Source organism: Pseudomonas songnenensis (genome assembly GCF_003696315.1).
In the GTDB taxonomy this organism is placed as follows: Bacteria; Pseudomonadota; Gammaproteobacteria; order Pseudomonadales; family Pseudomonadaceae; genus Stutzerimonas; species Stutzerimonas songnenensis.
In genome coordinates this window covers 306,242-329,369 of record NZ_RFFN01000001.1, presented here as the reverse complement: position 1 = coordinate 329,369, position 23,128 = coordinate 306,242, and the positions used below count along the sequence as shown (strand labels likewise).

At 64.1% G+C, this 23,128-nt stretch carries 24 protein-coding genes; 9 read left to right on the top strand and 15 right to left on the bottom strand.

The features are described from left to right. Positions 1-41: 41 nt before the first annotated feature. From EA798_RS01540 to EA798_RS01520, 5 genes are all read right to left on the bottom strand, one after another. Positions 42-371, bottom strand: a complete 330-nt coding sequence (locus EA798_RS01540) for a hypothetical protein (protein WP_106157334.1) — start codon at positions 369-371, stop codon at positions 42-44. Positions 372-532: 161 nt separating this feature from the next. Then, positions 533-2,743, bottom strand: a complete 2,211-nt coding sequence (locus tag EA798_RS01535; RefSeq protein WP_106157333.1) for a putative bifunctional diguanylate cyclase/phosphodiesterase — start codon at positions 2,741-2,743, stop codon at positions 533-535. A gap of 223 nt (positions 2,744-2,966) precedes the next feature. Further along, positions 2,967-3,440 carry a hemerythrin domain-containing protein gene (locus tag EA798_RS01530; protein WP_106157332.1) on the bottom strand — a complete coding sequence of 158 codons (474 nt, stop codon included), beginning with the start codon at positions 3,438-3,440 and terminating at the stop codon, positions 2,967-2,969. Positions 3,441-3,533: 93 nt separating this feature from the next. Continuing rightward, on the bottom strand, positions 3,534-3,812 hold the full coding sequence (locus EA798_RS01525; protein ID WP_013984288.1) for a DUF3509 domain-containing protein: 279 nt from the start codon (positions 3,810-3,812) through the stop codon (positions 3,534-3,536). A 177-nt stretch (positions 3,813-3,989) separates the two neighbouring features. After that, positions 3,990-4,604, bottom strand: coding sequence for a class I SAM-dependent methyltransferase (locus EA798_RS01520; protein WP_122097810.1), 615 nt, complete (start codon positions 4,602-4,604; stop codon positions 3,990-3,992). A gap of 290 nt (positions 4,605-4,894) precedes the next feature. Here EA798_RS01520 and EA798_RS01515 point away from each other — a divergent pair, with 290 nt between their 5' ends. Continuing rightward, positions 4,895-5,275, top strand: a complete 381-nt coding sequence (locus EA798_RS01515) for a response regulator (protein WP_015275339.1) — start codon at positions 4,895-4,897, stop codon at positions 5,273-5,275. A 59-nt stretch (positions 5,276-5,334) separates the two neighbouring features. Here EA798_RS01515 and fba read toward each other — a convergent pair whose 3' ends face one another. The 7 genes from fba to EA798_RS01480 form a co-directional block, all read right to left on the bottom strand. Beyond that, the gene (gene fba / locus EA798_RS01510) at positions 5,335-6,399 is read right to left on the bottom strand and encodes a class II fructose-bisphosphate aldolase (protein WP_038656248.1); all 1,065 of its coding nucleotides are present in this window, start codon (positions 6,397-6,399) and stop codon (positions 5,335-5,337) included. A 179-nt stretch (positions 6,400-6,578) separates the two neighbouring features. Beyond that, a complete protein-coding gene (locus EA798_RS01505) occupies positions 6,579-6,914 on the bottom strand; it encodes an MliC family protein (protein ID WP_122097809.1) in 336 nt (111 codons plus the stop codon). Between the two features lie 23 nt (positions 6,915-6,937). Further along, the gene (locus tag EA798_RS01500; protein ID WP_015275337.1) at positions 6,938-7,129 is read right to left on the bottom strand and encodes a hypothetical protein; all 192 of its coding nucleotides are present in this window, start codon (positions 7,127-7,129) and stop codon (positions 6,938-6,940) included. Positions 7,130-7,265: 136 nt separating this feature from the next. Beyond that, positions 7,266-8,426 carry a phosphoglycerate kinase gene (locus EA798_RS01495; protein WP_122097808.1) on the bottom strand — a complete coding sequence of 387 codons (1,161 nt, stop codon included), beginning with the start codon at positions 8,424-8,426 and terminating at the stop codon, positions 7,266-7,268. A 46-nt stretch (positions 8,427-8,472) separates the two neighbouring features. Beyond that, on the bottom strand, positions 8,473-9,519 hold the full coding sequence (epd, locus tag EA798_RS01490; RefSeq protein WP_106157328.1) for an erythrose-4-phosphate dehydrogenase: 1,047 nt from the start codon (positions 9,517-9,519) through the stop codon (positions 8,473-8,475). A 106-nt stretch (positions 9,520-9,625) separates the two neighbouring features. Next, complete coding sequence (gene tkt, locus EA798_RS01485; RefSeq protein WP_122097807.1) at positions 9,626-11,623, bottom strand: transketolase; 1,998 nt, start codon at positions 11,621-11,623, stop codon at positions 9,626-9,628. Between the two features lie 95 nt (positions 11,624-11,718). Continuing rightward, entirely contained in the window at positions 11,719-12,657 is a 939-nt protein-coding gene (locus EA798_RS01480; protein WP_122097806.1) for a LysR substrate-binding domain-containing protein, read from the bottom strand. A 144-nt stretch (positions 12,658-12,801) separates the two neighbouring features. Here EA798_RS01480 and EA798_RS01475 point away from each other — a divergent pair, with 144 nt between their 5' ends. The 5 genes from EA798_RS01475 to EA798_RS01455 all read left to right on the top strand — a co-directional run bounded on the left by EA798_RS01475 (position 12,802) and on the right by EA798_RS01455 (position 17,138). Then, positions 12,802-13,698: a TauD/TfdA family dioxygenase gene (locus EA798_RS01475; RefSeq protein WP_122097805.1), complete on the top strand. Its 897-nt coding sequence runs from the start codon at positions 12,802-12,804 to the stop codon at positions 13,696-13,698. Beyond that, positions 13,695-14,297: a LysE family translocator gene (locus EA798_RS01470; RefSeq protein ID WP_106157324.1), complete on the top strand. Its 603-nt coding sequence runs from the start codon at positions 13,695-13,697 to the stop codon at positions 14,295-14,297. Before EA798_RS01475 ends, EA798_RS01470 begins: the two co-directional genes overlap by 4 nt. 82 nt (positions 14,298-14,379) lie before the next feature. Beyond that, on the top strand, positions 14,380-15,381 hold the full coding sequence (locus EA798_RS01465; RefSeq protein ID WP_122097804.1) for an ArsR/SmtB family transcription factor: 1,002 nt from the start codon (positions 14,380-14,382) through the stop codon (positions 15,379-15,381). A 14-nt stretch (positions 15,382-15,395) separates the two neighbouring features. Beyond that, the gene (gene metK, locus EA798_RS01460) at positions 15,396-16,586 is read left to right on the top strand and encodes a methionine adenosyltransferase (protein WP_122097803.1); all 1,191 of its coding nucleotides are present in this window, start codon (positions 15,396-15,398) and stop codon (positions 16,584-16,586) included. A gap of 216 nt (positions 16,587-16,802) precedes the next feature. Further along, positions 16,803-17,138 (top strand): hypothetical protein, encoded by a 336-nt coding sequence (locus EA798_RS01455; protein ID WP_122097802.1) that lies wholly within the window; start codon positions 16,803-16,805, stop codon positions 17,136-17,138. Positions 17,139-17,193: 55 nt separating this feature from the next. On the opposite strand, the gene EA798_RS01450 is transcribed toward EA798_RS01455, so the two are convergent. Then, entirely contained in the window at positions 17,194-17,955 is a 762-nt protein-coding gene (locus tag EA798_RS01450; protein ID WP_122097801.1) for an ABC transporter permease, read from the bottom strand. A gap of 12 nt (positions 17,956-17,967) precedes the next feature. Beyond that, positions 17,968-18,891, bottom strand: a complete 924-nt coding sequence (locus EA798_RS01445; RefSeq protein ID WP_106157319.1) for an ABC transporter ATP-binding protein — start codon at positions 18,889-18,891, stop codon at positions 17,968-17,970. Between the two features lie 173 nt (positions 18,892-19,064). Between EA798_RS01445 and EA798_RS01440 the strand changes: the two genes are divergently transcribed. The 3 genes from EA798_RS01440 (at position 19,065) to EA798_RS01430 (ending at position 22,595) form a co-directional block, all read left to right on the top strand. Beyond that, entirely contained in the window at positions 19,065-20,396 is a 1,332-nt protein-coding gene (locus tag EA798_RS01440) for a ferredoxin reductase family protein (RefSeq protein ID WP_122097800.1), read from the top strand. Positions 20,397-20,489: 93 nt separating this feature from the next. Further along, complete coding sequence (ligB, locus tag EA798_RS01435) at positions 20,490-22,154, top strand: NAD-dependent DNA ligase LigB (protein WP_122097799.1); 1,665 nt, start codon at positions 20,490-20,492, stop codon at positions 22,152-22,154. 60 nt (positions 22,155-22,214) lie between these two features. Next, a complete protein-coding gene (locus EA798_RS01430) occupies positions 22,215-22,595 on the top strand; it encodes a DUF1090 domain-containing protein (RefSeq protein WP_106157316.1) in 381 nt (126 codons plus the stop codon). A 9-nt stretch (positions 22,596-22,604) separates the two neighbouring features. Here the strand turns inward: EA798_RS01430 and EA798_RS01425 are convergent, their stop codons facing one another. Continuing rightward, positions 22,605-23,051, bottom strand: coding sequence for a c-type cytochrome (locus EA798_RS01425; protein ID WP_106157315.1), 447 nt, complete (start codon positions 23,049-23,051; stop codon positions 22,605-22,607). Positions 23,052-23,128 lie beyond the last annotated feature (77 nt).

Sequence of the window (23,128 nt, the reverse complement as noted above, 5' to 3'; positions counted from 1 at the left end):
TCGCGCAATGCGCAAGGTGCCTGGGTCAGGTGGTACCGCGCTTACTGCGAAGTGCCGGTGCCAGTGCCGGTGCCCGTACCAGTGCTGGGCGCAGTGCCCGAACCGGATTCGGTGCCCAGGCCGCTGCCGTTGTCGGCGGGCGGAGTGGCCATGTCGCCAGACGTGCCGGTGCCGGTGCCAGTGCCCGTTCCGGTGCTCGGAGCGGTACCGGTGCCAGTGCCAGCTGGCGGTGTGGTGGTATCGGTGGAAGGTGCGGCAGGCTGCTCGGTAGTCGCTGGCGGCGGAGTCGGCTCACGCTCGCGGTCTTCGTCTGGGCCGCAACCGACCAGCAAGAGTCCGAGTACGGGGGGCAGCAGATAGGTAAGACGCATGGTTAACCTCCTTCAGGGTGGTCCGACGGGTAGCCGGAGAATTCTTGAATCGTCAGATTCACAGAAGGTTGACCGCTTCGAGACGCAAGAGTGCCCCTGCCGGCCCGATTGCCGGCGGCTCCGGTGCTGCCATCGCGACGATCATCGCAATCGATCGCTGGCTACCGGAGCTGCTGCAAGCCCCAGAGACCGTCGGCTCGGCGTGTACCATCGAACAGCGCCTGCAACTCGTGCGCCGGCCGCGGCGGGCTGAACCAGTAGCCCTGAACCGCCTGGCAACCCTGCGCGACGAGAAACTCGATCTGCTCGGGTCGCTCAACCCCTTCGGCCACCACTGCCAGACCGAGGCTTTGCCCCAATCCGATGATCGCGCCGCTGATCGCGACCGAATCGGCGTCATCCGGGGCTGCCGCGATAAAACTGCGATCGACCTTGAGCACGTGCAGCGGATAGCGTTTCAGATACCCAAGCGAGCAGTAGCCCGTGCCGAAGTCGTCCAGCGCCAGGCGCACCCCCAGCGCAGCGACCTCGTGCAGACAGTTCAGCATCATCTCGCTGTCGTGCATCAGCAGGGTCTCGGTGATCTCCAGCAGCAAGCTCTGCGGCGGCAGCCCGGTTTCACACAATACCCGCGCCAGCAGTTCGGCAAAGTCGACCTGCTGCAGCTGCCGGATCGACAGATTGACTGCGCAGTAGAGTTGCGTCTGCCCTGCCTGCTGCCAGCGGCGGACCTGGCGACAGGCTTCACGCAGCACCCATTCGCCGACCCGGACGATCTCGCGGGACTCTTCCAGGACCGGAATGAATTCGATGGGCGCAACCGGCTTGTCCTCGAACCGCCAGCGCAGCAGCGCCTCGACGCCGAGCAGATAGGGCTGGCCCTGCTCCACTCGGCAGATCGGCTGGTAATGCAGCGTGAACTCCCGGCGCGTCAGCGCCTGCGCAAGTGCGCTTTCCAGCTCCAACTGGCGTGCAGCCTTGGAATGCAGGCCATCGCAGAACAGCGCGAACTGATCCTTGCCGGCGCTTTTCGCGCGGTACAGCGCAAGGTCCGCTGCCTGCAGGACGTTCAGCGCCTGCCCGTCACGCTGCAGGGGGGCGATGCCGATGCTGGCGCTGACCGACAGCGTGCGCTCGCCAAGCTGCAACGGCTCGCGCAGGGCGACCAGCATGCGCTGCGCCACGCGCTCGGCATCGGCTTCGCAGGCCAGGTCACCGAGCAACGCAACGAACTCGTCACCACCGAAGCGCGCCAGATGATCGCCGGGGCGCAGGCAGCGCAACAGCCGCTGCGCGACTTCGACCAACACCTGATCGCCAGCGCCATGGCCGAGGCTGTCGTTGATCAGCTTGAAGCGGTCCAGGTCAATGAAGAGCAAGGCAGCGGCTCGACCATGCGGACGCTGCTGCACCTCCTTGAGCAGCTCATCGAGATGCAGGCGGTTGGCCAGACCTGTCAGCGCATCGTGGCGAGCAGCGTGGCGCAGGCATTCCTCCGCCGCCTTGCGTGCACTGATATCGGTCTGCGAACCTGCCATGCGCAGCGTGCCTTGCTCGCAACGTTCGGCCACCCCTCGCACCAGCACCCAGAGATACTCACCCGTCTCCATGCGCACACGGTATTCGTGCGCCAGCGAAGGCGAGCGGCCGTTGAGGTGGGCGGCGATTGCCTCGCGCAGCCCGGGCAGGTCGTCCGGGTGCACACGTTCGAACCAGCTGCGGCTGCAATAGCCGGCCTGCACCGGCATCCCCAGCATGGCGGTCCAGCGTTCGGAGAGGTGCAGCTGATCGCGCTCGACGTCCCACTCCCAGATACCATCCTCGGAGCCGCGCAGTGCCCGGGTCAGTCGCGCCTCGCTGTCCTCCAGCGCATGCCGCTGCGCCGCGCTGTAGGTGTCGATCGCGAGGATCATGTCGAAGAAGACGATCTTCAGCAGGCTGTCGTAAAGCGCATGCTGCTCGCCGTCTCCCAGCAGAGTCCGCAGCATTTCCGACAGGTAGAGGCGGTACGCCCCCAGATACCATTCCAGATCGACGCCAACACGCTGATGCACCAGCCCGACCAGTAGGCGGTCGCGTACGTAATCACGCTCGTAAGGGCCGTTCCACAGGCGGCGGTAATACTCCAGCTGACGTTGTTTCAGCCGTGCGATCCCGACGGAATCGTTCTGCATGGCGGAGGGTTGACCGAAAGCATTCAGGTGTTCGTAGAGTCGGTCGATGAAGGCCGGGTGCACAGATTCCAGCTCCGCCGCGGCGCGATTCAGACGCAGCCCGTCACTGGCCTGCCACTGCAGGTAACGTTTGCGCACGAGAATCTGGTCGAGGCCGAGCCCGACTCGTTGTAGCAGTGCCTTCAGCTCGTCTTCCATCCCCGCCCCTGTACGCTGGACACACGCCACTCGGACTGCACGCCATGCAGTTACGAGCAAGGGTTGCGTCGAGGATATGCGCCAGATGATGCCATCGAGCCACTAAGGGTCGCAGCGCAGTCACGGGCCGGTTTTGATGCAGGTCAGCAAAAGCAGGTGGTCCGGGGGCAGACCATGGTCGAGCAGACCGGGGCTGTGGGCCCCGGCGTAGGAGACGCGGAACTCAGGCGGCCTGCTTGGCCGTCAGTTCCTTTTTCAGGCGGTTGCGCAGCGCAATCATCTGCTCGCCCATCTCTTCGAGGCGCTTGGCATCGAAAAGCTCGCGCGCCTGCGGGAACATTTCCGACTCCTCTTCCTCGATGTGGTGCTCAAGCAACTCCTTGCACACCTTGGCCCGTCCGGAGAATTCGAGGCTGCCCGGATCGGTCACCTTCAGATCCGGCAGTACCAGCGCATCCACCGCACGGTGTTCTTCCTTGGCCTCGTGGTACATCTTGGCCTCTTCCTTGCCGCCAGCTTCCTTGTAGGCGGGATAGAGAATCTGCTCTTCCAGCTGGGTGTGGATGGTCACTTCCATTTCCAGCTTGCTCAGCAGTTCGGTACGCGTCTTCACGGCGCGCTCGGTGGAATCGGTCAGGCGCGTCAGCAGGTCCTTCACGCGCTCATGATCCTCAATCAACAGGTCGATGGCGTTCATGCGGCAATCCTCTTCGGCTTCACGGCAAACGAACCGGGCTCTGGGGCCCGGTGTCGAAAAATATGGCTGCGGTCATCCCGCAGCCGGGGCGGCTCAGGCGTACTCGTAGGTAGGCAGTGCGGTACGGCTCTGGCTCTGCAGGTGCGCGATGGAAGGCGACATCCCCGCCTCCAGCGCCAGGTCGCGACGAACCGAGCTGACGACCCACTCCAGTTGAATCCGGGTCTGGGTCTGCCCCTTGGACAGCGCACGCTTGACCAGGGTGCGGTCGTCGTTGCGCAGGGTCAGCAGCAAGCCGCCATCCGGGCGGGGCTCGGTGAGCACTTCGAACTCAGGAAAGGCAGCAGTAAGGAATTGTTGTGCAGCGGTCATTGTTCTGTACTCCAATAAGTTCCAGCGGACTTAACGGAGCAGCGTTCGTGCCAACCCTGATATTCAGATTTTATCGTTTAAAAACATATAGTTAGCTAAACCAGCCAAAGCATTAAGCCGTGCAAAACGCAATATAAAGCGTGACGCAGGTTGCATTCTGCGGCCTGCGCTGTCCGCCTAGGCCTTGCGCCAGACACTGGCAAGCCACGGCTGCTGCGCGCGGGGCAACCCCGCCGGCCGGTAATAGTGCTCCAGTTCCACGAACCCGGCCGCCAGCACATGCGCGCGCCAGGTCGGCCAGCTATACCAGACGCCGTAGCGATCCCCGTTCCAGCCCTCCTCGTCCTGCCCGCGCGGGTTGGAGCAGAACAGCACCCCGTCCGGCTTCAGCGTGCCGTGCAACTGCGACAGCACCTCGGGTAGATGGGCACTCGGTACATGGAACAGCACGGCGTTGGCGAAAATGCCGTCGAACGACTCGGACGGCAATTGCAAATGCAGCAGGTCCTGATGCCAGACTTCGCAGCCGCTTTCAGCGCGAGCCATCTGAACGAACGCTTCGGTTCCGTCGAGCCCTACCGCGACATGTCCCCGACCAGTAAGTGCTTTGAGGTCTCGTCCCGGACCGCAGCCAAGATCGAGAATGCGCAGCGGGGGCTGTGCCTGAATGTGACGCAGAAGGGCATCGAGGTTCTGGCTGACGTCATGCTCGCGGGTGCCCTCGCGAAAGGCGTCCGCATTGAGGCGGTAATACTCGAGCGTGCGCTGCGCGGCCTGTTCCGATTCGCTCATGATGTACTCCTGCGATACCTGGCCGACCACCCTACCGCGGCCCGCAGCCCAAGGCCAGCCGGCTCGGGGGCTGGGCACCCCCGGCTCGGCGCCCCCGGCTAAGGTCGGCATTGAGCGCTGCGCCGGAAGCGGCGAGGATGACGCCCACAACGTGCGCCAGCGCACAGCAGCGCAGGGAAAGTGATGACCGTCCGGCTGCAGGACTGAAACTTGCAGCGCGCAGCCTGTCGAAACCCTGTCCGGCTCGCAACGGGCTGGCATGCAGCACGTAAGGCAACATCGAGACCACCATGAACCACGCACCGCCGAAAATCGTCCTGCTCGTCGAAGACGAGCCGCATATCCTCAGCCTGCTCGCCGATTATCTGGCCGGCGAGGGCTATCAGGTGCTAGAGGCAGACAGTGCGCCCAAGGCGTTCGAAATCCTGGCGACCAAGCCACACCTGGATCTGCTGGTAACGGACTTTCGCCTGCCGGGCAACGTATCGGGGGTAATGATCGCGGAACCTGCGCTCAAGCTTCGGCCTGACCTCAAGGTGATCTTCATCAGCGGTTATCCCATCGAGATCTACGAGTCGGGCAGCCCGATCGCCCGCTCCGCGCCGGTATTGGCCAAGCCCTTCGCCCTGGATACGTTGCGCAGCCAGATCCAGCAGTTGCTCGCCAGCTGAGCGAGTCAGGCGCACACGAAAAAGCCCGCTCGAAGCGGGCTTTTTCATATCCGGACCGATCAGTTGATCTTCGGGTCCAGTTCACCACTGGCGTAGCGCTGGAACATGCCTTCGAGCGAGATCGGCTTGATCTTGCTGGCATTGCCGGCGGTGCCGAAGGCTTCGTAGCGGGCGATGCAGATGTCGCGCATGGCCGAGACGGTCTTGGCGAAGTACTTGCGCGGGTCGAACTCGCTGGGGTTCTTCGCCATGAACTCGCGAATCGCACCGGTGGAAGCCAGACGCAGGTCGGTGTCGATATTGACCTTGCGCACGCCGTACTTGATGCCCTCGACGATTTCCTCGACCGGCACGCCGTAGGTTTCGCCGATCTCGCCGCCGTACTGGTTGATGATCTGCAGCCACTCCTGCGGCACCGAGGAGGAACCGTGCATCACCAGATGGGTATCCGGGATACGCGCGTGGATTTCCTTGATGCGCTGGATCGACAGGGTGTCGCCAGTCGGTGGCTTGGTGAACTTGTAGGCGCCGTGGCTGGTGCCGATGGCGATCGCCAGAGCGTCGACCTTGGTCTTGGCGACGAAGTCGGCGGCTTCTTCCGGATCGGTCAGCAGCTGGCTGTGATCGAGCACGCCTTCGGCGCCGACGCCGTCTTCCTCACCGGCCATGCCGGTTTCCAGGCTGCCCAGGCAACCCAGCTCACCTTCGACGGAGACACCGCAGGCATGGGCAAAGGCGACCGTTTGCTGGGTCACGCGGACGTTGTAGTCGTAGTCGGCCGGGGTCTTGCCGTCTTCGCGCAGCGAACCGTCCATCATCACCGAGGAGAAGCCGAGCTGGATCGAGCGCTGGCAGACGTCCGGGCTGGTGCCATGGTCCTGGTGCATGCACACCGGGATATGGGGGAATTCTTCGATGGCCGCCAGGATCAGATGACGCAGGAACGGCGCACCGGCATATTTGCGCGCACCGGCGGAAGCCTGGACGATCACCGGGGAATCGGTCTTGTCGGCCGCTTCCATGATGGCGCGCATCTGCTCGAGGTTGTTGACGTTGAAGGCCGGCACGCCGTAGCCGAACTCGGCGGCGTGGTCGAGCATCTGGCGCATGCTGATGAGTGCCATGTTTTCCTTTCTCCCGGTCTGGGTCGTTTGATCGTGTAGAGCCTGCCGCAGTGGCCGGCGCTGTTCAAGCGCCGCACGCGGCGCGGCATTGTAGAGGCGGGAGCGACAAATGCCAGCGTCCCGCCAGCGCTTTCAATTCATGCCCCAAATCGACGGGGCAGCTTCTACTCGTTTTACGGCTAGATGCTGATGAGCGATGCACTGCAGCCGTGGGCGAGCAGCTTGTCATCGGCAATGCGATACACCAGCGCCTCGTTACCCTTGTCATGGAAGGCGATAACGCCATCGCTATAGAAACTGCCACGCGTTGCAGGTTCCTTGCGCAGGCTGTGAATACGCTCGCTATTGCCAACTTTCAGGTCGATCGCGGTGCGTTGCTCGTTGGCGTAGCGCCAGGCGATGTTCTGCTGGCTCTGGCATTTCCAGCGCACGAACGGCGCGTCCGGGCCAGATTGCCAATGGCCACAACCGCCGAGCAGCAACGCTGCAATCAGCATGGACAGGCCTCGTTTCATTCCTTCTCCTTGGCAGGCGTCAATCAGGGGCAATCCTGCAGGCCGCCTTGCGTAATGGTCGGGTCGCCGGTGGCCTGGATCTCCACGCGCTGGTCATGCTCGGCAGTCGGGCTGAGCACCGGCGGCGGGTCGAGCACCTGGCAAGCCGTATCCGGCGAATTGCCGGCGCAACCGGCCAGGCCCAGACAGCAGAGTGCAACGACGGCATAGCGCATGGTGCTTCCCCTTTCCTTGTTCAAGATAGAACAAAGACCACGGCGAGCGGCCGGGGTTGCCTGCAGGCCATTAACGTTGCCAGCGCCATGACGCCGGCAACCTGAGCCGAGCGAGGCATTCGCCTCGACGACGAGATCAGCCGGCGCGCTGCTCCAGCACCTCGACCGCCGGCAGCACCTTGCCTTCGACGAACTCGAGGAAAGCACCACCGCCGGTGGAAATGTAGGAGATCTGCTCGGCCACGCCGTACTTGTCGATCGCCGCCAGGGTGTCACCACCACCAGCGATCGAGAATGCCGGGCTCTGGGCGATGGCCTGAGCCAGCACCTTGGTGCCGTTACCGAACTGATCGAACTCGAACACACCTACCGGGCCGTTCCAGAGGATGGTCTGCGAGGCCTTGAGCATCTCGCCGAACATGGCTGCGGTCTTCGGGCCGATGTCCAGGATCATGTCGTCGTCGGCGACGTCGGCGATGGCCTTGACCGTGGCTTCGGCGCTCTCGGCGAACTCCTTGGCGACCACCACGTCCACCGGCAGCGGCACGGCGACCTTGGCGGCGATGGCCTTGGCGGTGTCGAGCAGATCGGCTTCATGCAGCGACTTGCCGACGTTGTAGCCGGCCGCGGCGAGGAAGGTGTTGGCGATGCCGCCGCCGACGATCAGCTGGTCGCAGATATCGGCCAGCGAGGTCAGCACGTCGAGCTTGGTCGATACCTTGGAGCCGGCGACGATGGCGACCATCGGCCGTGCCGGCTTGCCCAGTGCCTTGCCCAGCGCTTCCAGCTCGGCAGCCAGCAGCGGGCCGGCGCAGGCGACCTTGGCGAACTTGGCCACGCCGTGGGTCGAGCCCTGGGCGCGGTGGGCCGTGCCGAAAGCGTCCATGACGAAGACGTCGCACAGGGCAGCGTACTTTTGCGCCAGCTCATCGGTGTTCTTCTTCTCGCCCTTGTTGAAGCGCACGTTCTCCAGCAGCACCAGCTCACCCGGCTGGACTTCGACGCCGTCGAGGTAATCCTTGATCAGCGGTACCTCACGGCCGAGGGCCTTGGACAGGTAGTCGGCGACCGGCTTGAGGCTGTCTTCCTCGCTGTAGACACCCTCTTCCGGACGGCCCAGGTGCGAGCAGACCAGCACCGCGGCGCCTTTTTCCAGCGCCAGCTTGATGGTCGGCAACGAGGCCAGGATGCGCGCATCGCTCTTCACCGCGCCGTCCTTCACCGGCACGTTGAGGTCCTCGCGGATCAGCACGCGCTTACCCTGGAGGTCGAGATCGGTCATCTTCAAAACGGTCATGTTGGTCTTCCTTAAGGTCGAGAAGCGATATTCCAGGCGCGGGCCGCTAGGGACGTCCAGCCACGCGCAAAAAGTGGTCGGTGACGTCGAGCATGCGATTGGCGAATCCCCATTCGTTGTCGAACCAGGCCAGCAGGTTCACCAGCCGCGGGCCCGACGCGCGGGTCAGGCTGCCGTCGACGATCGCCGAATGCGGGTCGTGGTTGAAATCACAACTGGCGTGGGGCAGCTCGGTGTAAGCCAGCAGTCCCTTCAACGGGCCATGCTCGGCTGCCTCGCGCAGTACCCGGTTGATCGTTTGCGCATCGGTATCACAGGCCGTCTGCAGCGTGATGTCCAGGCAGGACACGTTCACCGTGGGCACCCGCACCGCTTTGGCCTGAATCCGCCCCGAGAGTTCCGGCAGCAGGCGCTCGATGCCGCGGGCGAGCCCGGTGGACACCGGAATCACCGACTGAAAGGCCGAACGGGTGCGGCGCAAGTCCTCATGGTGGTAGGCGTCAATCACCGGCTGGTCGTTCATCGCCGAGTGAATGGTGGTGATCGAGGCGTACTCGATGCCCACCGCATCGTTGAGCAGCTTGAGCAACGGCACCCCGCAGTTGGTGGTACAGGATGCGTTGGAGATCAGCCGCTCGGCGCCGGTCAGTTGCTGCTGGTTGATACCCATGACCACCGTGGCATCGATGTCCGCCGCGCTGGCCATCGGCTGGGAAAACAGCACCCGCGGCACCCCGGCAGCAAGGAAGCGCTCGCCATCGGCACGGCTGGTGTAGGCGCCGGAGCACTCCAGCACCAGATCGACATCCAGCGCACGCCAGTCGATGGCTTCGGGCGTCGACTCGCGCAGCACCTTCACGCAGTGCCCGTTCAGATGCAGGCAGTCGCCGTCGACGCTCACATCGCCGGGAAACCGGCCGTGGGTGGAGTCGAAACGGGTGAGGTATTCCAGGCTGGCCATGTCGGCCAGATCGTTGAGGGCAACGAACTGAAAATCGAAGGCGGCGCCACGCTCATAGAATGCACGCAGCACGCAGCGGCCGATGCGGCCGTAGCCGTTGAGAGCGACGCGATAGGGACGGGCGTTGGCCATGGGTTCTCGTCGGTCCTGCAGGTGGAAAGCGGCAGATGGCTCGCCACCCTACGCGGATGGGGGCTTGATGGGATGGATGACCGCAGCCATCCACCCATCGTCGCGATCAGTCCTCCAGCAGCTCTTCGGCGACCGCGAGGATGTTGTCGACGGTGAAGCCGAATTCCTCGAACAGCTGGTTGGCCGGAGCCGACTCGCCGTAGGTGGTCATGCCGATGATGCGACCGTCGAGGCCGACGTACTTGTACCAGTAGTCCGCATGCGCCGCCTCGATGGCGATGCGTGCGCCGACTTCCACCGGCAGCACCTGCTGCTTGTAGGCCGCATCCTGGGCGTCGAACACGCTGGTGCACGGCATCGAGACGACGCGCACCTTGCGGCCCTGTTCGGTCAGCTTGTCGGCGGCCTGCACTGCCAGGCTGACTTCCGAACCGGTGGCGATCAGGATCAGTTCCGGCTCGCCGGCACAGTTCTTCAGGATGTAGCCGCCGCGGGCGATGGCCGCTTCGGTTTCGTTGTCGCGCACATGGAACGGCAGGTTCTGGCGCGAGAAGATCAGCGCGCTCGGGCCGTCCTTGCGCTCGACCGCATGCTTCCAGGCCACCGCGGATTCGACGGTATCCGCCGGGCGCCAGGTGTCCAGATTCGGCGTGGTGCGCAGGCTGGTCAGCTGCTCGATCGGCTGGTGGGTCGGACCGTCTTCGCCGAGGCCGATGGAATCGTGAGTGAACACGTAGAGCACACGCTGCTTCATCAGCGCCGACATGCGCACGGCATTGCGCGCGTATTCCATGAACATCAGGAAGGTCGCGCCGTAGGGGATCAGGCCCCCGTGCAGGGCGATGCCGTTCATGATCGCGGCCATGCCGAACTCGCGCACGCCGTAGTACATGTAGTTGCCCGAGGCATCCTCGGCCACCACCGGCTTGCAGCCCTTCCACAGGGTCAGGTTGGAGCCGGCCAGGTCAGCCGAGCCGCCGAGCAGCTCCGGCAGCAGCGGACCGAAGGCGTTCAGGCAGTTCTGGCTGGCCTTGCGGCTGGCGATGGTCTCGCCCTTGTTGGCAACTTCACGGATGAATTCGCTGGCTTTCTCGGCGAAGTCAGCCGGCAGCTCGCCGGCCATGCGCCGCTTGAATTCGGATGCCAGTCCGGGGAATTCGGCCTCGTATGCGGCGAAGCGCTTGTTCCACTCGTTCTCGGCGTCGGCGCCCTTCTGCTTGGCGTCCCACTCGGCGTAGATCTCCGCGGGAATCTCGAACGGGCCGTGCTTCCAGCCCAGCGCTTCGCGGGTCAGAGCGATTTCGGCGTCACCCAGGGCCGCGCCGTGGGATTCTTCCTTGCCCTGCTTGTTCGGCGAGCCGAAGCCGATGATGGTCTTGCAGCAGATCAGCGTCGGGCGATCGCTCTTGCGCGCGGTCTCGATAGCCATCTGGATTTCGTCGGCATCATGGCCGTCGACATTGCGGATCACCTGCCAGCCATAAGCCTCGAAGCGGCGCGGGGTATCGTCGGTGAACCAGCCGTGGACTTCGCCGTCGATGGAAATGCCATTGTCATCGTAGAAGGCGATCAGCTTGTTCAGGCCCAGCGTGCCGGCCAGCGAGCAGACTTCGTGGCTGATGCCTTCCATCATGCAGCCGTCGCCGAGGAACACGTAGGTGTTGTGATCGACGATGTTGTGGCCGGGGCGGTTAAACTGCGCCGCCATGACCTTCTCGGCCACGGCGAAACCGACAGCGTTGGCCAGGCCCTGGCCCAGCGGCCCGGTGGTGGTCTCGACGCCGGCGGTGTAGCCGAACTCCGGGTGGCCCGGGGTCTTGCTGTGCAGCTGGCGGAAGTTCTTCAGGTCATCGATGGACAGGTCGTAGCCGGTCAGGTGCAGCAGCGAGTAGATCAGCATCGAGCCGTGGCCGTTCGACAGCACGAAGCGATCGCGGTCGGCCCACTGCGGGTTGGTCGGGCTGTGCTTCAAGTGGTCGCGCCAGAGCACTTCGGCGATGTCCGCCATGCCCATGGGGGCACCCGGGTGGCCGCTGTTGGCTTTCTGCACAGCATCCATGCTGAGGGCGCGGATGGCATTGGCTCGCTCACGACGGCTGGGCATCGCTGAATCTCCTGCGGGGTGTACGTAGAAAAAGGCGGCCATTTTCCCCTACCGAGGGTCGCCCCGGCAATGACTGAATCGCCCGGCAGGCGCGCTCAATCCAACAGCTCGACGCCCTGGCTGGTGATATCCGGTAGATGCTCGAGCAGGTAGTCGCGCATGCGTGTCAGGGTGGCCGACTCGTTGCCTGCGCCCGGCCAGACCAGGTAATAGCTGTCGCCGGACTTCACCGCCTGCTGAAATGGCAGCACCAGGCTGCCGCGCTGCAGCTCCGCGCCAACCAACGCGAGATCGCCGATCGAGACGCCATGCCCCTGCGCCGCGGCGGAGATGCCCAGCTCCAGGGTGTCGAACAGCTTGCCCTGCTGCCAGGCCACCTGATCCGCGCGGCCGGTACGCTGCAACCAGCGCCGCCAGTCCCGGCAATCGCGCGACGGGTGAATGAGCTCGGCCTCGGCCAGGTGCTGCGTATTCCAGGGCAAGGCGCCAAGCAGTTCCGGCGCACAAACCGGTACCAGCCACTCGTCGAACAGCTTCACCCGTCGCCAATCAGCCGGGAAACCGCCGTTGCCGAGCAGGATTGCGCAGTCGAACGGCTCGCTACTGAAATCCACCGCATCCAGGTCCATCCAGGCACTGGTGAGCTGCACACGGCTCTGCGGATTGGCCATCTGAAAGCCCTCCAGCGTGCCCAGCAACCAGCGCATGGTCAGGGTGGACGGCGCTTTCAGGCGTAGCGCACCCCGCTGACGGGTGACGGCGACGCAGGCGTTCTCGATGGTGCGAAAGCCGATCTTAAGCTCCTGCGCCAGCAAGCGCCCGGCGTCGGTCAACGCCAATCGCGAGCCATGCCGCTCGAACAGCTGGCAGCCCAGGTGCTCCTCCAGCGTCTTCACGTGCCGGCTCACCGCACTCTGGGTGATGAACAGGCTCTGCGCTGCCTGGGTGAACGACCCGAAACGCGCCGCCACCTCAAAGGCCCGCAGCGCATAGAGAGGCGGCATGCGTGGGACTGCGACGACCGAATCCGGCATGACTAAAACTCATCCTTATGGGTTGTTTTTTCCATTTTCCAATCCTTTCCAGCCTCCCAATACTGCGCCAGCAATGGGTTCCGGGCCAGCTTCGGTATTCCCTTAACGCCCTCGCGCACCAATTAAAACTCAGGAAAGGATGCCATGCAGAACAAATACTACGAGACGCTCCTGGCCAATGCGGTAGAGAAGAGCGCGCTGCAGCATGAGCAGATCGGCCAGATCCTGAATTTCAGACTTTTCGGCAACAAGAAAGGCTTCATGACGCTCGAGAGCCTACCCGTCGGCGAAGTCCCGCCGACGCCGCTGAGTCGCGACCATCTCTGCAAGCCGGATGACAGCAGCGAGCGCCTGCTCCTGCAGGCCACCGCCCTGCTTGGCGAACCGATCGGTTACGTGCAGGAATCCGATGGTTGCATCGTCAATAATTTCTTTCCCCAGCAGGCCCATTCCCGGGCGGCCACGTCGGACAGCTTCGATACCGAGCTGGACCTGCATACGGAAAACGCCTTCCATGCCGTACTGCCCGATTACCTCGTGCTGCTCTGCCTGCGCCAGGACCCGGACGCCGAAGCCGTCACCTATGTCGCCTCAAGCGAGCGCATTCTCGAGCGCCTGACGTTCGAGGAGCGGGCATTCTTCCTTACCGAACCCTACAACTTCCTTTCCGACTACGGCCCGACGAGCAAGAACCAGCGCATCGACATCAATCGCCACCAGACCATTCTTTATGGCGACCCGGATGCGCCCTTCTTTCGCTTCGACCCCCAATTCATGCTGGCCTTCAGCAGCCGGGCCCAGCAGCTGATGGACAAGCTGCGCGCCATCGCCTGGGAGGTGGTCGAGCCGGTGCGCCTGAACTGCGGCGACATGCTGATCATCGACAATCGCCGCACCGCCCATGCGCGCAGCCCCTTCAGCGCACGTTTCGACGGCAGCGACCGCTGGATCCAGCGCGCCTTCGCCATCACCAACCCCAACTTCTACGCCGAGCGGCTGGGCCAGCGCAGCCGGGTCTTCGGCCTGGTGACCGAACTATGAACGCCACCTATCTCGCCTTCGCCGCCGCGGTCGCCCTGCTGATCGCCTCCCCCGGTCCGGTGGTCGCCCTGGTGGTGGCCGACGCCCGCCGCCGCTGGCCGCTGTGGACCATCCTCGGCGGTGCGATCTCGGCGCAAATCCTGATGATCGCCGCGCTGGTAATGATCTATCTGGCGCTGGATCTCGACCCCCTGGTGCTCGAGGCCGGGCAGATCCTCGGCGGGCTCTACCTGATCTGGCTGGGTTGCGACGGCCTGTGTGGCGGGCGCAGCGAAACCGCCACACCGAAACGCAGCGAAGCGCATTACTTCTGGCGGGCCATGGCCGTGGGCCTGTCAAACCCGAAGGACATTCTGTTCTTTCTCGCCTTCCTGCCCGGCTTCATCCTGCCCGCACAGCCGTTTGCCCCTCAGGCGACGGTGCTGATCGTGATCTGGGCGGTGATCGATCTGAGCATCCTGCTCGCCTACAGCCTGCTGTCGCGCCGCCTGGCCGGCGAAGGGCTGATCCAGCGCCTGCTGGATATTCTGCCCAACTACTTCCTCATCGGCCTGGGCCTGGTGTCGTGCACCCTTGGACTGTCCCGTCTGCTGGAGTAACCCTGCGCACCCAAGGGCAATATCAAAACTTTTTGATACTGCCCTTGCTGTACGAAAAGTGACCGACTAGACTGCGCGGCTTATGAGCCTGCGCATGCCCCAGATATCCCACGACACCAGTGACCAGCTTGCCTCGCTGTGCAAGGCCGGCGGTGATGCCTTGCGCCTGAAGGTATTGCGCGCACTGTCCAGTGATTCGTTCGGCGTCCTCGAGCTGGCGCAGATCTTTGCCATCGGCCAGTCCGGCATGAGCCATCACCTCAAGGTGCTGACCCAGGCCGGCCTGCTGGCGACACGCCGTGAAGGCAACGCGGTGTTCTATCGGCGCAGCCTGCCGCAGGCCGACAGCCTCGGCGGCCGGTTGCATGCAGCGCTGCTGGAAGAGGCGGATCGACTGGAGTTGCCGCACGAGATCGAGGCCCGCATCGCTGCCGTGCACGCCCAGCGCAGCGCCGCCAGCGAGGACTTTTTCGCGCGCATGGCCGACAGCTTCCAGACGCGCCAGGATCTGATCGCCGGCCTGCCGCAATACCGCGACAGCGTGCTGGCGCTGCTCGACGCTCTGAACTTCGACAACAACGCCACGGCACTGGAAGTCGGTCCGGGCGATGGCAGCTTCTTGCCGGAGCTGGCAAGACGCTTCGCCCGCGTGGTGGCGCTGGACAACAGCCCGGCCATGCTCGATCTGGCGCGGGCGCGCTGTGACGAGGCAGGCTTGCTCAATGTCGAGCTGAAGCTCGCCGACGCCCTGCACGACGACTGCCCGCCGGCCGACTGCGTGATACTGAACATGGTGCTGCATCACCTGGCGGCGCCAGGCGAAGCGATGAAACAACTGGCACGACTGGTGAACGCAGGCGGCAGTCTGCTGGTCACGGAGCTGTGCAGCCACAACCAGAGTTGGGCCAGGGAGGCCTGCGGCGATCTGTGGTTGGGGTTCGAACAGGACGATCTGGCCCGTTGGGCCGATGCCGCGGGGCTCACGCCCGGCGAGAGCCTCTACATTGGCTTGAAGAACGGTTTTCAGATCCAGGCCCGGTACTTTTCCCGGCTCGCCCCTGACAGCCGACTCACCCACCGGTAATAGGAAACCGATAGATGAGCGAATATTCGATTTTTACCTCCGAGTCCGTGTCCGAAGGGCATCCGGACAAGATCGCCGATCAGATCTCCGATGCGGTGCTCGACGCCATCATCGCCGAGGACAAGCACGCCCGCGTGGCCTGCGAGACGCTGGTCAAGACCGGTGTGGCGATCGTTGCCGGTGAAGTGACCACCTCGGCCTGGGTCGACCTGGAGCAACTGGTGCGCGATGTCATCATCGACATCGGCTACAACAGCTCGGAAGTCGGTTTCGATGGCGCCACCTGCGGCATCATCAACATCATCGGCAAGCAGTCGGTGGATATCGCCCAGGGCGTCGACCGCAGCAAGCCGGAAGACCAGGGCGCCGGCGACCAGGGCCTGATGTTCGGCTACGCCAGCAACGAGACCGACGTCTTGATGCCGGCGCCGATCCGCTTCTCCCACGCCCTGGTCGAGCGCCAGGCCGAGGCACGCAAGAACGGCCTGCTGCCGTGGCTGCGCCCGGACGCGAAGAGCCAGGTCACCTGCCGCTACGAGAATGGCAAGGTCGCCGGCATCGACGCCGTGGTGCTGTCGACCCAGCACAACCCCGACGTCAAGCAGAGCGACCTGCGCGAAGCGGTGATGGAGCTGATCATCAAGCACAGCCTGCCGGCCGAGCTGCTGCACAAGGACACCCAGTACCACATCAACCCGACCGGCCAGTTCGTCATCGGCGGCCCGGTGGGTGACTGCGGTCTGACCGGACGCAAGATCATCGTCGACACCTACGGCGGCATGGCCCGTCACGGCGGCGGCGCGTTCTCCGGCAAGGATCCGTCCAAGGTCGACCGCAGCGCTGCCTACGCTGGCCGCTACGTCGCCAAGAACATCGTCGCCGCCGGCCTCGCCGAGCGCTGCGAGATCCAGGTGTCCTACGCCATCGGCGTGGCGCAGCCGACTTCCATCTCGCTGAACACCTTCGGCACCGGCAAGCTCAGCGACGACAAGATCATCGCCCTGGTGCGCGAGCATTTCGACCTGCGCCCCTTCGCGATCACCACCATGCTCGACCTGCTGCACCCGATGTATCGCGCCACCGCGGCCTACGGCCACTTCGGCCGCACCCCCTATGAAATGACGGTGGGTGCCGACACCTTCACCGCCTTCACCTGGGAGCGTACCGACAAGGCCGACGCCCTGCGCGCCGCCGCCGGGCTGTAAGCGACCTCCGGTCAACGGAAAACCCCGCCGGCGTGAGCTGCGCGGGGTTTTCTGCTTTCAGGGCCGGATGCATCCAGCATCACGCAACCTGCACCACTTCACGAAACCTGCATGCCAGAGCCTTTGCGCGCAGCAGGCTAACAGCTATCATCGCCGCCCTTTTCGAATGGACTCGATCGATCACCTGCCGTGATCGACATTACAAGGAGCTTATCCATGCGTATTTCCCACCTCTTCGGCTGTGCCGTCCTCGCCCTCTCGAGCGCCTCGCTGCAGGCGGCCACCAGCGATGCGCAGGCCAAATGCGAACAGCAGCTGACCGCCCAGCAAGGCAATCTGGAAACCGGCAAGATGCTCGGCCAGATGCTTGGCAACGAGAAGCTCAGCAATGCCATTGCCCAGGTGGAAGGCGGCTGCGCACAACTGAATGGTGAAGAACTGGCGGCCAATGCCAGCGCTACCGAACAGAGCACGGCGATCGACGAGAAGGTCCAGGCCGTGACCCAGGCCAAGGATGCCGTGCTCGGCCTCGGCAAGATGTTCGGCAAGTAAGCTTCAAGTGCTGTAATTGAAAACGCCCGCATCTGCGGGCGTTTTCGTTTCTGACTCAGTTTTTCAACCGATAGCCGGTCTTGAAGATCCACCACACCGCCAGCAGGCAGGCGGCGAGAAAGCCGAGGATCATCGCCAGGCTGATGCCGACGCTGATGTCCGAGACGCCGTAGAAGCTCCAGCGGAAGCCGCTGATCAGGTACACGACCGGGTTGAACAGCGTGATCTTCTGCCATAGCGGCGGCAGCATCTCGATGGAGTAGAAGCTGCCACCGAGAAAGGCCAGCGGTGTGACGATCAGCGCCGGGACGATCTGCAGCTTTTCCCAGCCATCGGCCCAGATGCCGATGATGAAGCCGAACAGGCAGAAGGTGACCGCCGTCAGCACCAGGAACAGCGCCATCATCAGCGGATGCTGGATCTGGTAATCGACGAACAGCCGCGCCGTCACCAGGATGATCACGCCGAGAATCAGCGATTTGGTCGCCGCTGCGCCGACGTAGCCGATGACGATCTCGACGTAGGACACCGGCGCCGACAGCACCTCGTAGATAGTCCCCGAGTAGCGCGGCATGTAGATGCCGAACGAGGCATTGGAGATGCTCTCGGACAGCAGCGCCATCATGATCAGGCCCGGGATGATGAAGGCGCCGTAGGGGATGCCGTGCATGGCCTCCATGCGCGCGCCGATGGCCGAGCCGAATACCACGAAGTACAGCGAGGTGGAGATCACCGGGGTGGCGATGCTCTGCAGCAGGGTGCGCCAGGTGCGCGCCAGTTCGAACAGGTAGATCGCGCGGATCGCGTAGAGATTCATGCAGTTGTTCCTTCAGCGCCCGTGAACGAGGTTGACGAAGATGTCTTCCAGCGAGCTCTGGCTCGACTGCAGGTCCTTGAAATCGATGCCGTGGGCAGCCAGCCGCTTGAGCAGGTCGGCGATGCCGGTGTCCTCGTGCTGCGCATCGAAGGTGAATACCAACTGGTTGCCGGCATCGGTGAGCTCCAGCGGATAGCTGGCCAGCTCCATCGGAATCTCGGCCAGCGGCCGCTGCAGATGCAGGGTCAGCTGCTTCTTGCCGAGCTTGCGCATCAGCACATCCTTGTCTTCCACCAGGATGATCTCGCCTTTGCTGATCACGCCAATGCGGTCGGCCATCTCCTCGGCCTCTTCGATGTAGTGCGTGGTGAGAATGATGGTCACGCCGCGTTCGCGCAGGCCGCGGACCATTTCCCACATGTCACGACGCAGCTCCACGTCGACGCCCGCGGTGGGCTCGTCGAGGAACAGGATCGACGGCTCGTGGGACAGCGCCTTGGCGATCATCACCCGACGCTTCATGCCGCCGGAAAGCTCGAGGATGCGGGCATTGCGCTTGTCCCACAGCGACAAATCGCGCAACAGTTTCTCCAGGAACGAATCGTCCGGCGCCTTGCCAAACAGCCCGCGCGAAAAACGCACTGTCGCCCAGACGCTCTCGAATCCTTCGTTGAACAGTTCTTGCGGCACCAGTCCGATCTTCGAGCGGGCGGCGCGGTAGTCCTGGACGATGTCGTGGCCGTCGACCAGTACGCGACCGCTGCCGGGATTGACGATGCCGCAGATGATGCTGATCAGCGTGGTCTTGCCGGCGCCGTTGGGGCCGAGCAGGGCGAAGATCTCGCCCTTGCGGATGTCGAGGTCGATGCGCTTGAGCGCCGGGTGGCCGGAAGCGTAAGTCTTGGTGAGCTGCTCGATGGCGATCACTGGTTGCACGGGCTCGTCTCTTCGAGGAATCGGGGCGGAATTGTAGATAAAAACGCAACGCAGGGCGCCCGCCGTTTCCCCCGGTCACGACTCACAGTGATCGTGATCATGGCGACGCAATGGCGACACATACATGCTTGGAAGCGCTGGCAAATGCGCGCCAGCAAGGAGGCTTTCCCGAGATGAGACAGATAAAACTCACTTACGTCGCGCTGTTCGTCGGACTGACGCTGCTCTGGTTGCTGGTGGACGACTTCATCATCGGCCGTTATCAGATCTGGCCGCTGCGCAAGGTGCTGGTGCATTACAGCGGCGTACTCGGCATCGCCGCGATGAGCGTGGCGATGGTGCTGGCGGTGCGGCCACGGCGCTTCGAACGCTTCTTCGATGGCCTGGACAAGACCTATCGGCTGCACAAGTGGCTGGGCATCAGCGCCCTGGTGATCGCCCTCTTCCATTGGGGCTGGGGGCAGATACCGAAATGGCTGGTCGGCTTCGGCTGGCTTGAAAAGCCGGCAAGACGTGCGGGCGAGGACCAGATGCACGAGGGCATTTTCGCCCTTCTGCAGCGCTTTCGCGGCCTCGCCGAGACGATTGGCGAATGGGCCTTCTATGCCGCGGCAATCCTGATCGTGCTGGCGCTGGTCAAGCGCTTCCCCTACCGCTGGTTCTTCAAGACGCACCGCTGGCTGGCGCTGGTCTACCTGGCGCTGGTGGTGCATGCAGTGGTGCTGACCCCGCCCGGCTACTGGACCTCGCCGCTGGGCCTGGTACTCGCAGTACTGATCGTTTCGGGCTCGGTGGCCGCCTGCATCTCGCTGCTGCGCCGTATCGGTCGCAAGCATCAGGTAGTCGGTCGTATCGAAAGCCTGACCCACCATCGGGACAACCGCGTGCTGCGCGTCGATATCAAGCTCGACGGCCCCTGGCCGGGGCACAAGGCCGGGCAGTTCGCCTTCGTCACCTTCGACGACAAGGAAGGGCCTCACCCCTTCAGCCTGTCCTCGGCCTGGTGCAACGACGGCAAGTTGTCCTTCTCCATCAAGGGCCTCGGCGACTACACCCGTACCCTGCCGGACACCCTGAAGGTGGGCGACGCGGTAAAGGTCGAAGGGCCTTATGGCTGCTTCGATTTCCACAGCCGCAAGCCACGGCAGATCTGGGTCGCCGGCGGCATCGGCATCGCGCCGTTCATTGGCCGCTTACAGGCGCTCGCCGAAAGCGGCAAGGGCAACAATGTCGATCTGTTCTACTGCACCAGCGCACCCGACCAGGGCTTTATCGAGCGCATTCGCCAGCTGGCCGAACGCGCCCGGGTGCGTCTGCACGTGCTGGTGGCCAGTGAAGGCGGCCGGCTGACACCCGAGCGCTTGCGCCAGCTGGCGCCGCAGTGGCAGGACAGCGACGTCTGGTTCTGCGGCCCGGCCGGTTTCGGTCAGGATCTGAGCAAGGACCTGCAACGCCACGGCCTGCCACCGAGGGATTTCCACCAGGAACTGTTCAACATGCGCTGACGCACGGTCGCGCCGCGTCGAGCCGGCGACAATGAGCCACTGGCCTTCAACGAGCGGAGGCCAGCCCGACTCATCAGAGCAAGGATGCTCGCCATGCAACGCCTGATCGCGCTGTCGCTGTGCCTCTTCCCGTCCGTTTGCCTCGCCACCTGTCCGACCTGGAACGATGCGCGAGCGCAACAGGAAATCACCAGCCTCCAACAACAGCTGCAGCACTGGGACGAGGCCTATCACCGCCGCGGCGTGGCGCTGGTGGATGACGAAATCTACGACCAGAGCCGCGCGCAGCTGCACGACTGGCAGCGTTGTTTCCCGAGCACCGTCACGGCACAGGATCCGTTGGCCGGCGCCGGCGGTCCGGTACGGCATCCGGTGATGCAGACCGGGCTGGCCAAGCTCGCCGACGAGCAGGCGGTCGCCGACTGGATCGCACGCCGCGAGAATCTGTGGATTCAGCCGAAGGTGGACGGCGTGGCAATCACCCTGGTCTATCGCGACGGCCTGTTGCTGCAGGCCATCAGCCGCGGCGACGGTCGCCGCGGGCAGGACTGGACGGCCCACGCCCGGCAGCTGCCAGCGGTGCCGTCCCGGCTTGCAGAGCAGGGCGAGGTAATACTGCAGGGCGAACTCTACTGGCGTCTGGAGCAGCATGTGCAGGCCACGCATGGCAGCACAGGCGCACGCAGCCGTGTGGCCGGCGCCATGGCCAGCAATCGGCTGGATACCGATACGGCAACGCAGATCGGTCTGTTCGTCTGGGACTGGCCGAACGGGCCGGAGGCGATGAGCCTCCGCCTGCAGCGGCTCGCCGCCATGGGGTTCCGAGACAGTCAGCGCTTCAGCCTGCCGCTAGCGGATCTCGCGCAAGCGCGGCATTGGCGCGAACAGTGGTATCGGCAACCGCTGCCATTCGCCACTGATGGCGTGGTGTTGCGGCAAGGCACGCGCCCGCCTGCCGAGCGCTGGCAGGCCGAGCCACACTGGGCCGCCGCCTGGAAGTACCCCCTGCGCACCGCGGTGAGCGAAGTTCGTGCCGTGGACTTTCGCATCGGCCGCACCGGTCGGATCACACCGCTGCTGCGGCTGGCGCCGGTACGCCTGGACGATCGGCAGATCCGCACGCTCAGCCTCGGCTCGCTGGAGCGCTGGCGCACCCTGGACGTGCGCCCGGGTGACCAGGTAGCCATCGTTCTGGCCGGGCACACCATCCCGCAGTTGCACTCGGTAGTCTGGCGCAGCGCCGCACGGCCCGCGCTGACCGTGCCCGACCCGGGCCTGTATCACGCAGGCAGTTGCTGGCGACCGACAGCCGGCTGTGAACAGCAGTTCATCGCGCGCCTGGTCTGGCTGAGCGGCAAGCAGGGTCTTCATCTTCCCGGAACAGGCGCCGGTAGCTGGCAAGCGCTGTTGAACGCCGGCTTGCTGCCCGACCTGCTTGCCTGGCTTGAGCTGGACGCGGCAGCGCTGCAACAGGCGCCTGGCATCGGCAAGACACGCGCCGACAGGCTCGCTGCGAGCTTCGCCCTGGCGCGCCAACGGCCGCTGGGGCAATGGCTGAAGGCACTCGGTATACCAGCCAGCATTTCGCTCGCTCCGGAAACCGACTGGGACGTTCTAGCTGCGCGCAGCCTCGAGCAATGGCTGAGCGAACCGGGTATCGGACCGACTCGGGCAGACCGGCTGCACAACTTCTTTCGCACGGCAGATCTGCAACCGTTGCGCCACCGGCTACGGGCTGCCGGTGTTTCCGGTTTCTGAAGGGACTTTCACCGAATGACGCGGTCGATAGGAGCTGGATAACAATTATGGAGGCGAGGCATGTCTTTGCGACATTGGCCGATTGCCCTGCTGATCGGCAGCACTGCCATCAGCCCGCTGCTCGCCGCAGCCCAACAAGCCAACACCCAGTGCCACGAGCAACGCCAAACCCTGCGCGAGCAGCTGCAGCAGGCTCGCCTGCAGGGCGACAAGCTGCGCCAGACGCAACTCAACACCGAACTGCAGACGCTGACCGAACAATGCCAGGGCCTGGTCGCGCTGCATCCGCGTCAGGTCGAGTACGAGCACATCAATCGTCAGGTGGAACGCCGCGAAACGCTGCTGCGCGAAGCGCTGGGCACTGGCGACGCGCAGCTGATCGAGCTGCGTCGCAACCAGCTGGCCAAGTCCCGGGAAAAGCTTGAAACGCTGCGCCGCTAAAACACCGTCTCAGTAAGCACGGAATTCCTTGTGGCAGGTTTCGCAGGCATCCTCGACCCGTTGAAAGGGGGCCGCCACGCTTTGCGCGCTAACAGGTTGCGCGCTGACCACGCCGGCCAGCTCTGCCGTGGTCGCTTCCAGCGCCCGTGCCAGCTCGTTGAAGCGCTCCTGTCGCTGCCAGACATCATCCCGCGCATCGCTCTGCTTTTCCTTGACCTCGGGGTAGTGCTGCCAGGGCTGGCGCGAGAGTTCGTCGAGTTTCACCGCGCCCGCGCTGAACCCCTCCGCATCGAACGGAATACGGCCGCGCAACATGCCGCCGAGATCTTCCTTGGTATCAAGCATCGCCTGGTAGATCGCCTTGCGCTTGCCCAGTGGCGAGTCAGGATCGACCCGGTCGCAGCCTGTCAGTACAAGGGCGGCAATCAGGGGCAGGCTCAGCAGACTCAGCTTCATGGTTCGACCACTCATGGATGCAAAGCGCAGGATTATCCCCGCCCATGCACCGCTGAACAAATCAGTCGGGCATTGAC

Bases quoted from the DNA above. Each gene is read 5' to 3' on its own strand.
- EA798_RS01540 (WP_106157334.1), bottom strand. From the start codon at position 371: ATGCGTCTTACCTATCTGCTGCCCCCCGTACTCGGACTCTTGCTGGTC.
- EA798_RS01535 (WP_106157333.1), bottom strand. From the start codon at position 2,743: ATGGAAGACGAGCTGAAGGCACTGCTACAACGAGTCGGGCTCGGCCTC.
- EA798_RS01530 (WP_106157332.1), bottom strand. From the start codon at position 3,440: ATGAACGCCATCGACCTGTTGATTGAGGATCATGAGCGCGTGAAGGAC.
- EA798_RS01525 (WP_013984288.1), bottom strand. From the start codon at position 3,812: ATGACCGCTGCACAACAATTCCTTACTGCTGCCTTTCCTGAGTTCGAA.
- EA798_RS01520 (WP_122097810.1), bottom strand. From the start codon at position 4,604: ATGAGCGAATCGGAACAGGCCGCGCAGCGCACGCTCGAGTATTACCGC.
- EA798_RS01515 (WP_015275339.1), top strand. From the start codon at position 4,895: ATGAACCACGCACCGCCGAAAATCGTCCTGCTCGTCGAAGACGAGCCG.
- fba (WP_038656248.1), bottom strand. From the start codon at position 6,399: ATGGCACTCATCAGCATGCGCCAGATGCTCGACCACGCCGCCGAGTTC.
- EA798_RS01505 (WP_122097809.1), bottom strand. From the start codon at position 6,914: ATGAAACGAGGCCTGTCCATGCTGATTGCAGCGTTGCTGCTCGGCGGT.
- EA798_RS01500 (WP_015275337.1), bottom strand. From the start codon at position 7,129: ATGCGCTATGCCGTCGTTGCACTCTGCTGTCTGGGCCTGGCCGGTTGC.
- EA798_RS01495 (WP_122097808.1), bottom strand. From the start codon at position 8,426: ATGACCGTTTTGAAGATGACCGATCTCGACCTCCAGGGTAAGCGCGTG.
- epd (WP_106157328.1), bottom strand. From the start codon at position 9,519: ATGGCCAACGCCCGTCCCTATCGCGTCGCTCTCAACGGCTACGGCCGC.
- tkt (WP_122097807.1), bottom strand. From the start codon at position 11,623: ATGCCCAGCCGTCGTGAGCGAGCCAATGCCATCCGCGCCCTCAGCATG.
- EA798_RS01480 (WP_122097806.1), bottom strand. From the start codon at position 12,657: ATGCCGGATTCGGTCGTCGCAGTCCCACGCATGCCGCCTCTCTATGCG.
- EA798_RS01475 (WP_122097805.1), top strand. From the start codon at position 12,802: ATGCAGAACAAATACTACGAGACGCTCCTGGCCAATGCGGTAGAGAAG.
- EA798_RS01470 (WP_106157324.1), top strand. From the start codon at position 13,695: ATGAACGCCACCTATCTCGCCTTCGCCGCCGCGGTCGCCCTGCTGATC.
- EA798_RS01465 (WP_122097804.1), top strand. From the start codon at position 14,380: ATGAGCCTGCGCATGCCCCAGATATCCCACGACACCAGTGACCAGCTT.
- metK (WP_122097803.1), top strand. From the start codon at position 15,396: ATGAGCGAATATTCGATTTTTACCTCCGAGTCCGTGTCCGAAGGGCAT.
- EA798_RS01455 (WP_122097802.1), top strand. From the start codon at position 16,803: ATGCGTATTTCCCACCTCTTCGGCTGTGCCGTCCTCGCCCTCTCGAGC.
- EA798_RS01450 (WP_122097801.1), bottom strand. From the start codon at position 17,955: ATGAATCTCTACGCGATCCGCGCGATCTACCTGTTCGAACTGGCGCGC.
- EA798_RS01440 (WP_122097800.1), top strand. From the start codon at position 19,065: ATGAGACAGATAAAACTCACTTACGTCGCGCTGTTCGTCGGACTGACG.
- ligB (WP_122097799.1), top strand. From the start codon at position 20,490: ATGCAACGCCTGATCGCGCTGTCGCTGTGCCTCTTCCCGTCCGTTTGC.
- EA798_RS01430 (WP_106157316.1), top strand. From the start codon at position 22,215: ATGTCTTTGCGACATTGGCCGATTGCCCTGCTGATCGGCAGCACTGCC.
- EA798_RS01425 (WP_106157315.1), bottom strand. From the start codon at position 23,051: ATGAAGCTGAGTCTGCTGAGCCTGCCCCTGATTGCCGCCCTTGTACTG.